This window comes from Mycobacterium sp. NS-7484, from assembly GCF_001953975.1.
Lineage (GTDB): Bacteria > Actinomycetota > Actinomycetes > Mycobacteriales > Mycobacteriaceae > Mycobacterium.
The window spans coordinates 23,177-35,651 of the sequence record NZ_MBEJ01000078.1 but is presented as its reverse complement, the minus strand read 5'-3'; the positions used below and the strand labels follow the sequence as shown (position 1 = coordinate 35,651).

General features: G+C 69.4%; 12 protein-coding genes and 1 pseudogene. 10 read left to right on the top strand and 3 right to left on the bottom strand.

Annotated elements, in window-relative coordinates; all coding sequences use genetic code 11:
• Positions 1 to 3: 3 nt before the first annotated feature.
• Positions 4 to 579 carry a TetR/AcrR family transcriptional regulator gene (locus tag A5733_RS13930; protein ID WP_067770120.1) on the bottom strand — a complete coding sequence of 192 codons (576 nt, stop codon included), beginning with the start codon at positions 577 to 579 and terminating at the stop codon, positions 4 to 6.
• A gap of 122 nt (positions 580 to 701) precedes the next feature.
• Here A5733_RS13930 and A5733_RS13925 point away from each other — a divergent pair, with 122 nt between their 5' ends.
• The 3 genes from A5733_RS13925 (at position 702) to A5733_RS13915 (ending at position 3,301) form a co-directional block, all read left to right on the top strand.
• A complete protein-coding gene (locus tag A5733_RS13925; protein WP_076240592.1) occupies positions 702 to 1,337 on the top strand; it encodes a TetR/AcrR family transcriptional regulator in 636 nt (211 codons plus the stop codon).
• 72 nt (positions 1,338 to 1,409) lie between these two features.
• Positions 1,410 to 2,372, top strand: a complete 963-nt coding sequence (locus A5733_RS13920) for a class I SAM-dependent methyltransferase (protein WP_076240543.1) — start codon at positions 1,410 to 1,412, stop codon at positions 2,370 to 2,372.
• Complete coding sequence (locus A5733_RS13915; protein WP_076240542.1) at positions 2,369 to 3,301, top strand: class I SAM-dependent methyltransferase; 933 nt, start codon at positions 2,369 to 2,371, stop codon at positions 3,299 to 3,301. Before A5733_RS13920 ends, A5733_RS13915 begins: the two co-directional genes overlap by 4 nt.
• A 65-nt stretch (positions 3,302 to 3,366) precedes the next feature.
• Here the strand turns inward: A5733_RS13915 and A5733_RS13910 are convergent, their stop codons facing one another.
• The gene (locus tag A5733_RS13910) at positions 3,367 to 3,564 is read right to left on the bottom strand and encodes a hypothetical protein (protein WP_076240541.1); all 198 of its coding nucleotides are present in this window, start codon (positions 3,562 to 3,564) and stop codon (positions 3,367 to 3,369) included.
• Positions 3,565 to 3,676: 112 nt separating this feature from the next.
• Entirely contained in the window at positions 3,677 to 3,844 is a 168-nt protein-coding gene (locus tag A5733_RS27725; protein ID WP_197508289.1) for a hypothetical protein, read from the bottom strand.
• A gap of 190 nt (positions 3,845 to 4,034) precedes the next feature.
• Here A5733_RS27725 and A5733_RS13905 point away from each other — a divergent pair, with 190 nt between their 5' ends.
• From A5733_RS13905 to A5733_RS28235, 7 genes and pseudogenes are all read left to right on the top strand, one after another.
• Positions 4,035 to 4,901 carry an SDR family oxidoreductase gene (locus A5733_RS13905; protein WP_036390642.1) on the top strand — a complete coding sequence of 289 codons (867 nt, stop codon included), beginning with the start codon at positions 4,035 to 4,037 and terminating at the stop codon, positions 4,899 to 4,901.
• A gap of 5 nt (positions 4,902 to 4,906) precedes the next feature.
• Entirely contained in the window at positions 4,907 to 5,872 is a 966-nt protein-coding gene (locus tag A5733_RS13900) for an NADPH:quinone oxidoreductase family protein (protein ID WP_076240540.1), read from the top strand.
• 41 nt (positions 5,873 to 5,913) lie between these two features.
• Positions 5,914 to 6,636, top strand: coding sequence for a methyltransferase domain-containing protein (locus tag A5733_RS13895; RefSeq protein ID WP_076240539.1), 723 nt, complete (start codon positions 5,914 to 5,916; stop codon positions 6,634 to 6,636).
• Complete coding sequence (locus A5733_RS13890; protein ID WP_076240591.1) at positions 6,633 to 7,121, top strand: DUF456 domain-containing protein; 489 nt, start codon at positions 6,633 to 6,635, stop codon at positions 7,119 to 7,121. The genes A5733_RS13895 and A5733_RS13890 overlap by 4 nt, the downstream gene beginning before the upstream one ends.
• Positions 7,118 to 7,666, top strand: coding sequence for a YceI family protein (locus A5733_RS13885; protein ID WP_076240538.1), 549 nt, complete (start codon positions 7,118 to 7,120; stop codon positions 7,664 to 7,666). The genes A5733_RS13890 and A5733_RS13885 overlap by 4 nt, the downstream gene beginning before the upstream one ends.
• A 119-nt stretch (positions 7,667 to 7,785) precedes the next feature.
• On the top strand, positions 7,786 to 8,229 hold the full coding sequence (locus tag A5733_RS13880; RefSeq protein ID WP_076240537.1) for a hypothetical protein: 444 nt from the start codon (positions 7,786 to 7,788) through the stop codon (positions 8,227 to 8,229).
• Between the two features lie 83 nt (positions 8,230 to 8,312).
• Positions 8,313 to 12,407, top strand: a pseudogene (locus A5733_RS28235) (HAD-IC family P-type ATPase); the annotation flags it as partial.
• Positions 12,408 to 12,475 lie beyond the last annotated feature (68 nt).

Below are 12,475 nucleotides of genomic sequence, written 5' to 3'. Positions count from 1 at the left end.
ATGTTAGACGGGTTCGTCGGATCCGGCGTCGGGAGCGAACCGGCCCGCTTCGAGCGCGTCGCGCATCTGGGTGGTGATCCACCGCAGGGTCTCGGTGTCGCGGGGCAGGGTGCTCTGCTCGAAGCCGACGATGAGGAACACGCCCCAGGCCGCGAAGTACCGGGCGTTGCGCTCGTCGCCGATGAGCTCGAGGGCGGATTCGAAGAGGATGTCGAAACGCAGCTGGTCCACCACGGCCTGCACGGCGTAGACATCGGGATCCAGTGAGCTCCAGACCCGGATGGCGGCTTCGGCGCCGTGGGGCAGGTCGAGCGTCTCGACGATCAGGGTTTCGATGCGGTGGTGCGGGTCCCGGTCGGCGCGCACGGCTTCGACCACCCGCAGGGTGCGCGCCTCACGCCAGTGTGCGATGAGTTCGCGGGTATAGGACGCCCAGTTCGGAAAGTAGTGATAGAAGGAGCCGGTGGTGACCCCCAGCCGGTTGCACACCTCGGCGAGCTTGAGCCCGCCGTAGCCCAGATCGGACAACACATCCATACCGGTGTCGAAGTACGACTCCCGTGAAGCAACCCCCGCCATGAAAGCCAACGCTAGTCGCCGTCAATTTTGGGACGCGCCCGGGCTTTGCTGGTCAGCCGCTTGTCAGTGACCGCCAGATGACAGCGTCGGACGCCTCAGGTGACGTGTGGCACAATTCGAACGTGGCCCACATCGCGAGCCGGGGACCGGGACGTCCACCCGCAGCAAAGGCGGCTGAGACCCGTGAACGCATCGTGCACGCGGCCCGTGAAGTTTTCAGCGAACTGGGTTATGACGCGGCCACATTCCAGGCGATCGCGATCCGTGCGGACCTCACGCGCCCGGCGATCAACCATTACTTCAGCAGCAAGCGAGTGCTGTACCGCGATGTGGTGGAGCAAACCAATGCGAAGGTGATCGCCGCGGGCATTGCCAAGGCCCGGGAGGCCAGCACGCTGCTGTCCCGGCTCTCGACGTTCTTCGCCGCGGCGATGGATGCCGATTCCGCCGACCGCTCGGCGGCGGCCTTCCTGGTCACCTCCGTACTCGAGGCCCAGCGACATCCGGAGCTGGTGTCCGAGGAGCACGATGCGCTGCGAAGCTCACGGGAATTCGTCCGATGGGCCGTCGATGATGCGGTGCAGCGCGGTGAGCTGAGCACCGACACCGACATCCCGACGATCGTGGAAATGCTGGTCGCGGTGATGTGGGGCATGGGCTTCTATGCCGGCTATGTGGGTCACCGTGATGACGTGGCGGCCATCGTGGACAAGTTCGAGCTGCTGCTGGCGAACAAGCTCTGGCAACTGCGCGATTGATCCGCGATTTGCGTGAGGTCGCCCACATAGCCGTATAGCCTGGCTAAGTTCTTGGGTAGCATGGCTTGACAAATGACTGATCTGAGCGACGTGCGGCCGGGTCGGGCCGCGGGCGACAGTTGGGACATCACCGAGAGTGTCGGGGCCACCGCGTTGGGCGTGGCCGCCTCCCGCGCCGCCGAGACCGCACAACTCGAACCCCTGATCCGCGATGAGTTCGCCTTCTTGCTGGTGGCCGCCGCGGGCCCGGCTTGGGCCCAGCTGGCCGGCAGTGAACCGCACTGGATCGGCGAGGATCCGGACGCCCGTCGCATCCACGAGATGGCCCGCAACTACCAAGCGGTCCGCACCCACTACTTCGACGACTATTTCACCGACGTGACCCACGACGGCATCCGCCAGATCGTCATCCTGGCCGCCGGTCTGGATTCGCGCGCGTTCCGGCTGGACTGGCCCGCCGGCACCACGGTGTACGAGATCGACCAGCCCAAGGTGCTCGAGTACAAGACCGCGACGCTGCAGGCCCACACCGCAGTCCCCCGCGCACAGCACGTGCCGGTGCCGGTCGACCTGCGTGACGACTGGCCGGCCGCCCTGCTCGACGCCGGATTCGACCCGACGCAGCCGACCGCGTGGCTGGCCGAAGGCTTGCTGCCATACCTGCCGGCCGAGGCCCAGGACCGGCTGTTCGAACTCGTCGGCGCCCACAGCGCACCGGGTAGCCGTATCGCGGTCGAGGCCTTCGTGATGGATCCGGCCCGCTACACGCCCGAGAAGTGCGCGCAGCGCCGCGCCCGCAGCGAGCACATGCGTACCGCTCTGGGCCTGGATCTCGACGTCGACGCCCTGATGTACACCGATGACGAGCGGGCCGACGCCGCCGAGTGGCTGACCGCGCACGGCTGGGATGTTGACGCCGTGGCCGCCACAGACGAGATGGCCCGGCTGGGCCGGCCGGCCGCCGTCGACGAACTGGCCGAACTCGGTTTGGACAGCGTGCTGTTGCGCGCCCGATTGGACGGAGAAACCCGATGAGCTCACTGCGCAGTCATGACGACACCTGGGACATCGCCACCAGCGTGGGCTCGACGGCCGTCATGGTGGCCGCCGCCCGCGCCGGCGAGACCAAGCGTGAGAACCCGCTGATCCGCGATCCGTACGCGGCGATCCTCGTCGCCGGGGCCGGCACCGGCGTCTGGGAAACCCTGCTGGATCAGGACATCGCCAACAAGATTGAAGAGCTGGACGCCGAAGCCGCCAGGATCTTCGAGCACATGGGCAGCTACCAGGCCGTGCGCACCCACTTCTTCGACGAGTACTTCACCAAGGCCGCCGAGGCCGGCATCCGCCAGATCGTGATCCTGGCTTCGGGGTTGGACTCCCGCGCCTACCGGCTGGACTGGCCGGCGGGCACCACGGTGTTCGAGATCGACCAGCCCAAGGTGCTCGAGTACAAGGCCGAGACGTTGGCCGCTCATGGGGCGCAGCCGTCCGCGCAGCGCCGTGAGGTCGCCATCGACCTGCGCCAGGATTGGCCGAAGGCCTTGCGGGAGGCGGGTTTTGACGACGCCCAGCCGACGGCGTGGCTGGCCGAGGGGCTCCTGATGTACCTGCCCGCCGATGCGCAGGATCGGCTGTTCGAGCTCGTCACCGAGTTGTCGGCACCGGGCAGCCGCATCGCCGCCGAAACGGCCGGGGTGACGGCGAGCGAGCGTCGCGAGGAGATGCGGGAGCGCTTCGAGAAGTTCGCCGCGCAGTTCAACATGGAGCAGGCGCTGAATGTCCAGGACCTGATCTACGAAGATCCCGACCGGGCCGATGTCGCCGAGTGGCTCGGTACCCACGGTTGGCGGGCCGACGGTGTGCACTCCCTCGACGAGATGCGTCGGCTCGGTCGCTACGTCGAGCTTGAGCATGACGACAAGGGAGCGTTCTCGACGTTCCTCACCGCCGAACGGCTCTGAGCTTTCCCTGACAATAAGAAGGGGCGCCCCCGATCATGGGGCGCCCCTTGCTTGTTCGCCGTGCTTCAGCGGCCGACGTTCATGCTGGACAGGTTGATGCTGGTGTGCTTCACGGTGTTGTCGACCTGCGGCACCTGAGCCTTCTGGTGCAGCTGGTGTACCCAGATGTGGTGGTCGACGCCGGCGGATGCCGGTGCGGCCAGGCCCAGAACGGCAGCTGCCAATCCACTGGCGGCGATTGCGGTGAATCCGAACTTTTTCACTATTGATTCCTTCATTTTTTTAAAACTTTCTCAGCTTCCAACCCTCGGTCAGGGCGCTTTATTTCTGTTAAGCTCCCGCGCTCGCCGTGATAGTGGTCACCGCCGGTGACACTCAGCGGCTCTGGTGCACGCTGTGGTCGACCTGTGGAACGGTCGCCGACTGGTGCTGCTGATGCACCCAGATGTGGTGGTCGATCCCGGCGGAGGCCGGTGCGGCGAAGCCGACGACGGCGGTGGCCAGGGCACTGGCGATGACGGCGGTGAAACCCAACTTCTTCATTACTGCATCCCTCTTCTGTATCGCTTTCTTGAATGGTTCAACTAAAGCAATACTGGAATGATTCCAAAATAAACCTCCGAACGCCGTGACAGTGGTCACTCGCCGACCCGGTGCACCGACCATGAGGCAGCCGCCGTATACAAGAGGGGAGTTGAGCCGTATTTCCGGCCCCTACCGAGGAGGAATCCCCATGCCAGGAGTGCAGGATCGCGTCGTCGTCGTCACCGGAGCCGGTGGCGGTCTGGGTCGTGAATACGCCCTGACGCTGGCCCGCGAGGGCGCCAGCGTCGTCGTCAATGACCTCGGGGGTGCCCGCGACGGCACCGGTGCCGGCCACAACATGGCCGACGAGGTGGTCAACGAGATCAAGGCCGCCGGCGGCCGGGCCGTGGCCAACTACGACAGCGTGGCCGAGCCTGAGGGCGCCGAGAACATCATCAAGACCGCCATCGACGAGTTCGGCAAGGTCGACGGCGTCGTCAGCAACGCCGGCATCCTGCGCGACGGCACCTTCCACAAGATGACGTTCGAGAACTGGGACGCCGTGCTCAAGGTGCATCTCTACGGCGGCTACAACGTCATCCGCGCCGCCTGGCCGCACTTCCGTGAGCAGAGCTTCGGGCGCGTCGTCGTGGCCACTTCCACCAGCGGCCTGTTCGGCAACTTCGGCCAGGCCAACTACGGCGCCGCCAAGCTCGGCCTGGTCGGCCTGATCAACACGCTGGCCCAGGAAGGCGCCAAGTACAACATCAAGACCAACGCCGTCGCCCCGATCGCGGCCACCCGGATGACCCAGGACATCCTGCCGCCCGAGGTATTCGAGAAGCTCACCCCCGAGTACGTGGCCCCGGTGGTCGCCTACCTGATGACCGAGGAACTGCCCGACACCGACTCGATCTTCATCGTCGGCGGCGGCAAGGTCCAGCGCACCGCACTGTTCCAGAACGAGGGCGTCACGTTCTCCGACGGCGTGCCCTCGGTTGACGACGTCGCCGCCAAGTGGGGCGAGATCACCGATCTGTCCGCCGCTCAGCAGGCGTCGTTCAAGCTGGGCTAGAACCAGTGAAAGCGCTTGTCGCGCAGGCACTTACCGGTACGTCCGGGCTGGCGTACGTCGACGTCGAGGAACCGACCCCAGGGGATGCGGTCATCATCGACGTCGGCGCCGCCGGCGTCTGCTTCCCCGATCTGCTGTTGCTGCGCGGTGAGTACCAGCTGCGGCTGGAACCGCCGTTCACGCCCGGCATGGAGGTGGCCGGAACGGTGCGCGCGGCACCCGAAGGCTCCGGTTTCACACCGGGGCAACGGGTTTCGGCGTTCTCGATGATCGGTGGGTACGCCGAGCAGGTGGCGGCCGTACCGGCCAACGTGATCGCCACCGCCGACGGTCTCGACGACGGCGAGGCGGCCTCGCTGCTGGGCAACTACTACACGATGCAGTTCGCGCTGGCCCGCCGGGGCGGGCTGGTGGCGGGCGAGACCGTGCTGGTGCTCGGTTCGGCCGGCGGCATCGGCGCGGCGTCGATCCAATTGGCCAAAGCCATGGGCGCCAAGGTGATTGCCATGGTGCACCGGTCCGGCGCCGAGGAGTTCATCTCGTCGCTCGGTGCCGATCTGGTGTTGCCGCTGGCCGATGGCTGGCGTGAGGCCGTGCTGGAGGCCACCGGCGGGCAGGGCGTCGACCTGGTGGTCGATCCGATCGGTGGCCCGGCCTTCGACGACGCCATCCGGGTGCTGGCTCCCGAAGGCCGGCTGCTGGTCATCGGCTTCGCCGCCGGTGGCGGGATCCCGACGGTCAAGGTGAACCGGCTGCTGCTGCGCAACGTCAGTGTCGTCGGGGTGGGCTGGGGCGAGTTCGTGCGCCGCCACCCGGAAGCCCAGGCGCAGGTGGGTGCCGAGCTCAACAAGCTCGTCGCCGCCGGGCTGCGGCCACCCCCACCGGTGCGGTACCCGCTGTCCGAGGGGGCGGCGGCGCTCGAGGCGCTGGCAAACGGTGCGGTGCGGGGAAAGCTGGTCCTCGAGCCCTGATGACGCACGGCACCGCCCGACTCGGTGCGTAGCGTAGAGGTGTGGACACCGCATCGAGCCGGGCATTGACCAAGGCGCTGGAGCTTCTTGCCGATCCACCGGCCCAGCCGGACGTCAGCAAGGGATATCTCGACCTGCTGGGGGCAGGCAGTGACGCCCCGAAGAACGCCGGGTTCATCCAGAAGGTGTGGGCCTCGCCGCTGGGCTCGAAGCTGTACGACAACGCCCAGGCGCTGGGCCGCAAGCTCATGACGGCGTGGCAGGAGCCCACCGAATGGCTGGACATCCCGCCCGGGGGCATCGCCCTCGACGTCGGCAGCGGCCCCGGCAACGTGACCGCCGCGCTGGCGCGGGCGGCCGGCCTCGACGGGATCGCGCTGGGCGTGGACATCTCCGAGCCGATGCTGGCTCGTGCGGTCGAGGCGGAAGCGAGCCGGCAGGTCGGTTTCCTGCGCGCCGACGCCCAGAACCTCCCGTTCCGTGACGACGTCTTCGACGCGGTGACCTCGATCGCGGTGGTGCAGTTGATCCCGCAGGCCGAGGTGGCGCTGGCGGAGATGGTGCGGGTGCTGCGCCCCGGCGGCCGCATCGCGATCATGGTGCCGACGGCCACCGACCGCGGCCCGGCCCGGCTGCTCGCGAAGGGCGGGGCACGGTTCTTCGGCGACGACGAACTCGCCGACGAGTTCGAGCGGCTCGGCTTGCAGTGGGTGCGGTCCAAGAGCATGGGCGCCATGCAGTGGGTGCGTGGGCAGAAACCGTGAGCACACTCGGGGTTGTTCTCGTCGCGTTGGTGATCGCTGTCGGGCTCGTCGGCATCGTGGTGCCCGTGCTGCCCGGCGGCGGCTTTCTGGTGCTCGCGGCGATCGCGGTGTGGGCGATCGTCGAGGGAGGCGTCGTCGGGTGGGTGACGCTGGCGGTGGCGGCGGTGTTCTCCGTGACCGCCGAGGTGATCAAGTACGTGTGGCCGGTGCGGCGGATGCGCGCCGCCGAGGTGCGCACGTGGAGCCTGGTGGCCGGTGGGGCGCTCGGCCTGATCGGCTTCTTCGTCATCCCGGTGATCGGACTGGTGATCGGATTCGTCCTGGGCGTGTACCTGGCCGAGCTGGCCGCACGCCATGACAATCGCCGGGCCTGGGCGTCAACCGTCCACGCTCTCAAGGGTGTTGCCCTCTCGGTCGGGGTCGAGCTGGCGGGCGCATTGCTGGCCACCGTCACCTGGGTGACGGGTCTGGTGCTTGCCTCATGACGCAATGGACCCTCGGCCCCGAGTCGGGTCAACTGCTGCTGCATACCGGTGTCACCGGTAGTGCCGCCCGCATGGGCCACCGGCTGACGCTCACGTTCACGTCCTGGCAGGCGGTCGTGGAGTGGGACGGGGATCGGCCTTCTGCCGTGGAGATGACCGTCGACCTCGGCTCCCTCGACGTCGTGCGTGGAGACGGTGGGTTGACCCCGCTGACCGGTGCGGAGAAAACCCTGATCCGGTCCAACGCGTTGAAAACCTTGCGCGCGAAGCGATTCGGTCAGGCGCACTTCGCGACGACGACGATCGAGCCCGACGGCGATTCGCTGCGGCTGACGGGCACACTGGACCTGAACGGACACACCGGACCGCAGACCGTAGAGGTGCAGGCCGAGGACGCCGGCGATTCCTGGCGGATCTCGGGCGAGGCGCAGGTGCGCCACAGCGACTTCGGCGTCAAACAGTTCTCGATGCTGATGGGCGCGATGAAGGTCGCCGACGAGGTTCGTGTGACGTTCGCTTCGACTGTTCCGCGAGACGCTCCCTGACCGGTGCACAAACCCGGGCCCTACGCGTTCTGCGAACTTGCTGTCAGCTTTGCCCGAGTTGGGTGTAGACCAGCGGTGAAGGGGGTAGTTGTTGAGACGGTGAAGTGAGGAGTCCGATCGTGAACATCGTCTCAGGCGCCGTGCAGGCGGTCAGCCGCACCGCGGACGCCACCACCGCAACCGCAGGAGCGATCGGCGGGGCAGCAGTCAACGGAGTGGTCGGGGGAATCAAAGGGGTCGGCGCAGGGATTCGCAGCGGGGTGAGCCAGGGCAGCAGATCCCCGGCCGCGGCCGCCCTCACCCTCGCCGCGGTCGGAGCGGCAGGCCTTGTCGAGTGGCCGGTGTTGCTCACCGTGGGCGGTGCGGCTCTCGTTGTCCACCAACTGAATCAGCGTGACGGCGAGGAACCCGAGGAATCCCCGGATTCGCGTCCGGCGTCCTCGGCGGCCAAACGCTCAGCGGCGACCAAGCGTCCCCCGACCCGGTCTTCGACGAGCACCACCGCCAAGTCGTCCGGTCGCTCGGCGACGCGACGCACCGGTGCGGCTTCGCGCGCTAAGTGATCACCGCGCTCGGCCGGATCGTCAACGGCGCGGCTGCCCTGGCCGCGGCGCCGGTGCAGACGGCTCTGGCCGCCGCGGCGGAAATGGTCGGTGGGACGCCGGCCCGGCGTTGTTGGCGTGGAAACGGCCGGTGCTGGATCGAGGTGCGCGGCCTGCCCGCCGAACATGGTCGGCGTATCGGCGCCGCGGTGTTGCGGGAGATCCGTGGCCTGCCCGGGGTGCGCACGGTGCAGCTGAACTTCTCCTTGTCCCGCGTGATCGTCGAAATCGACGAGGACCAACCTGGTGCGGTCGGTCTGCCGCAGCTGTGTGACGCGGTGGCGCGCGCCGAAGCCACACAGCCGGACCCAGAGCCGGCGCCACGACCTACCGACCTGCCCGGCGACGGAATCGTTTTGGCACTCAAGGGCATTGCGGCAGCAGCCAGCGGTGTCGGAGTCGGTGTGGCGGCGGTCGGCCGGGTGGTGCCGCTGCCCCGGCTGCCCGCAGGCCCGGCCGCCGTCGTCAGCGCCGTCGACTACCAGCCCAAGGTGCGGGCGCTGGTGGAAGCCCGGCTCGGTCCGGTGGCCGCCGACGCGGCGCTCGGCGTCGGCGCCGCCACCGTCTATGCGCTCACCCAGGCCCCGGCGGTGGTCGCCGTCGAGTTCGTGCGCCATCTGTCCCAGCTCGCCGAATCCGCGTCGGCCGCCAACGCATGGCGGGCCCACGAGCCCCGGCTCGCCGCACACGCCGAATCGCTCGCCGCGCCACCGGTGCCGCCGCGTCCCTGCCCAGTGCCCGACGGGCCGGTGGAGCGGCACGCGAAGCGGTGTGCACAGGCTCAGGCCGCCGCCGCTGCCTCCGTCGGGCTGCTGACCCGGGACGTCGGCGCGGCCGCGACCGCCGCCGTGGTCACCGCACCCAAGGCGGCCCGTAATTCCCGCGAGGCGTTCGCCAGCACGCTCGGCCGCGGAGTGGCTGACCGTTTCGGCGTCCTACCCTTGCGGGCCAACGCATTACGACTCCTCGACCGGATCGACGCCGTGGTGGTCGATCCGCGGATCCTGGTCACCGACCAGTTGCGGGTGGGGCAGTTTCGCGATGTGGCCGAATCCGACCGTGCCGCGGTCTGGCAGTGGGCGCAGGGCCGGCTCGAGGGCGGGGCGCTGGACGTCGGTTGGCATCCCGTGGCACCGGCATTCGCCGGCTCCGAGCGCAACGGCAGGACCCGCGGCCGGGTCCTGGTGCGCCACAGCCACCACCCTCTCGCGCACAGCGTGCTGACCGAGATCCGCCGGGCCGGTGCCCAGGCGGTGTCCCTGGCCCTGGACGATCTCGGGGATCTGCGCTCGTCGTTCGACGAGCTGCATCAGGGCGACGGTGACGTCGATTCGGCGTTGGTCGACGCGGTCGATGCGCTGCAGCGCGACGGCCGCACCGTGGCGGTGCTCGCGGTGGACGCCTCGCGTGCCCTCGGTGCCGCCGACCTCGCGATCGGCGTCCTCAACGGGCACACCGGTGCCGCCATCCCCTGGCACGCCGATGTCCTCACCGACGACCTGGCCGCGGTGTGGCGCCTGCTGCACGCCATGCCTGCCGCGCGCCGGACCAGTGAGCGGGGTGTGGAGCTCGCCACCGGTGGCACTCTGCTCGGCGCCTTGCTGATGGTGCCCGGGGTGCGGGGCCGCGGCCCGGGACCGGTGACCGCCGGCGCCGCTGTCGGCCTGGTTTCGGGATACTGGCAGGCCCGCCGCGTGCTGAGGGATCCGGCGCCCAAGGCTGCCTCCTTCGAGGACTGGCATGCGATGACCCCCGAGCAGGTGCGGCAGCGGATTGCCGAATCTGCAGCACCGGACGATGATTCCCGTGCCTGGCAGCCGCGTGGCGGGCCGCTGTCCCGGACGTTCGGTGATCTTCTGGCGGCGCTGCGGGCAGAGTTGTCCGATCCGCTGACTCCCGTGCTGGCCGTCGGTTCGGCGGCCAGCGCGATGCTCGGCTCCCCGGTGGACGCCGTGCTCGTCGGGTCGGTGCTGACCGGCAACGCCATTCTGGCTGCCACCCAGCAGGTCCGGGCGGAGCGGTTACTCAGCCGGCTGTTGGCGGTCCAGGATCCGCCGGCTCGCCGGGTGACGGGCGACGCCGGTGGTTACGAGAGTGTGCCGGCCAAGCTGCTGCGTCCCGGTGACGTCATCGAGGTGCGCCCCGGCGAGGTGGTGCCCGCCGACGCCCGAATCCTCGAGGAAGTCGATGCCGAGGCCGACGAAGCGTCGTTGACCGGTGAATCGCTGCCGGTGGCCAAGCAGGTCGCGGCCACTCCCGGCGCCGCCCTGGCCGAACGGCACTGCATGCTGTACGCCACCACCACGTTGGTGGCCGGAACGGTCGTCGCGGTGGTGACCGAGGTGGGCGCCGCGACGCAGGCGCGCCGCGCCACCGACGTGGGTCAGGGCGCCGGCCCGGCCGTCGGCCTACAGGCGCAGCTGCGTGAACTCACCAACCGGGCCCTGCCCTACAGCCTGGCCGGTGGCGGGCTGGTCAGCGGGTTGGGTCTGCTACGCAAGTTGCCGCTGCACAGCGCGGTTGCCAGCGGGGTCGCGGTTGCGGTGGCGGCCGTGCCCGAGGGCCTGCCGCTGGTGGCGACGCTGGCCCAGCAGGCCTCGGCGCGGCGGCTGACCAGCTCCGGGGCGCTGGTGCGCAGCCCACGGTCGGTGGAGGCGCTCGGTCGCGTCGACGTGGTGTGTTTCGACAAGACCGGCACGCTCAGCGCGAACCGCCTACGCGTCGCGCAGGTTCGGGCCCCGGGTGGGCGGGCCTCCGAGCAGCAGGTGCTCGACTGCGCGGCCCGCGCCACCCCGCCCAAGAATGGCGAGCAGTACGAACACGCCACCGACGCGGCGGTCGCCGAGGCGGCCGACCTGGCGGCGATCGACGAGGTCGGGGTCTACCTTCCGTTCCGCTCCGGCCGTAAATTCTCGGCCGCGATGCTCGGCGACGAGCTGGCCGTCAAAGGCGCCCCCGAAGTGGTGTTGGCCGGCTGTGGGGACGTGGCCCGGGCTGTGAGCCGCACCGTCGACGAGATGGCCCGCAACGGCCTGCGGGTCCTTGCGGTGGCCCGCCGGCCGTTGACCCCGGCGCAGGTGGCGCGCGCCCGCGACGACGTCGACGCCCTCGCTGACCTGGCCTCCGGTGAGCTGCAGTTCGTCGGCCTGCTGGGGTTGTCCGATACGCCCCGTCCGGAATCCGCCTATGTGTTGAAGTCGTTGCGCCGCAAGGGTATCGGCATCCGGCTCATCACCGGAGACCATCCCGTCACCGCGAAGGCGATCGCGACGGAAATGGGGCTGCCGGTCACCGCCGAGCAGGTGATGAGCGGCGAGGAATGGGTGGCGATGCCACGCCGCAGCCAGGAACGCGCGGTCCGCGAGCGCCTGGTCTTCGCGCGGATGTCGCCCGAGCACAAGGTCCAGATCGTGCAGACCCTGGAACGTACCGGGCAGGTGTGCGCCATGGTCGGTGACGGAGCCAACGACGCCGCCGCCATTCGGGCGGCCACGGTGGGCATCGGGGTCGCGGCCCGCGGTAGCGATCCGGCCCGCAGTTCGGCCGACGTGCTGCTGCTCGACGGACGGATCGGCGCCTTGATCGACGCGCTGGACGAGGGACACGAGCTGTGGCGGCGGGTGCAGTCCGCCGTGTCGGTGCTGCTGGGCGGCAATGCCGGCGAGGTGGTGTTCTCGATCGTGGGCAGCGCGCTCACCGGACGTTCACCACTGAACACGCGGCAGCTTCTGCTGGTCAACATGATGACCGATGCGCTGCCGGCGGCGGCCCTGGCGGTGAGCCCGACGACACGCACCGCAACCCGCGCCGGTCACGGACCCGATCAGGCCGAGCTGTGGCGCACCGTGGCGATTCGGGGTGCGACGACGGCCGGCGCGGCCACCGGTGCCTGGTTCTCGGCGGGTTTCTCCTTGGCGCCGCGGCGCGCCTCCACCGTGGCGCTGGTGGCCCTGGTCTCCACCCAGCTGGCGCAGACCTTGATCGACTCCCACAGTCCATTGGTGGTCGCGACCGCGGCCGGTTCGCTGGTGTCATTGGGCGCGGTGATCAGTACGCCCGGCCTCAGCCAGCTGTTGGGCTGCACACCGCTCGACCCGCTCGGGTGGGCGCAGGCGCTGACCGCGGCCGGTGTGGCCACCGGCGTCGCTGCTGTCGCGCCGCGGTTGGTGCCCCGCCTCGCGCAGGTTGCGCGGGCGTCGGAGCCGCC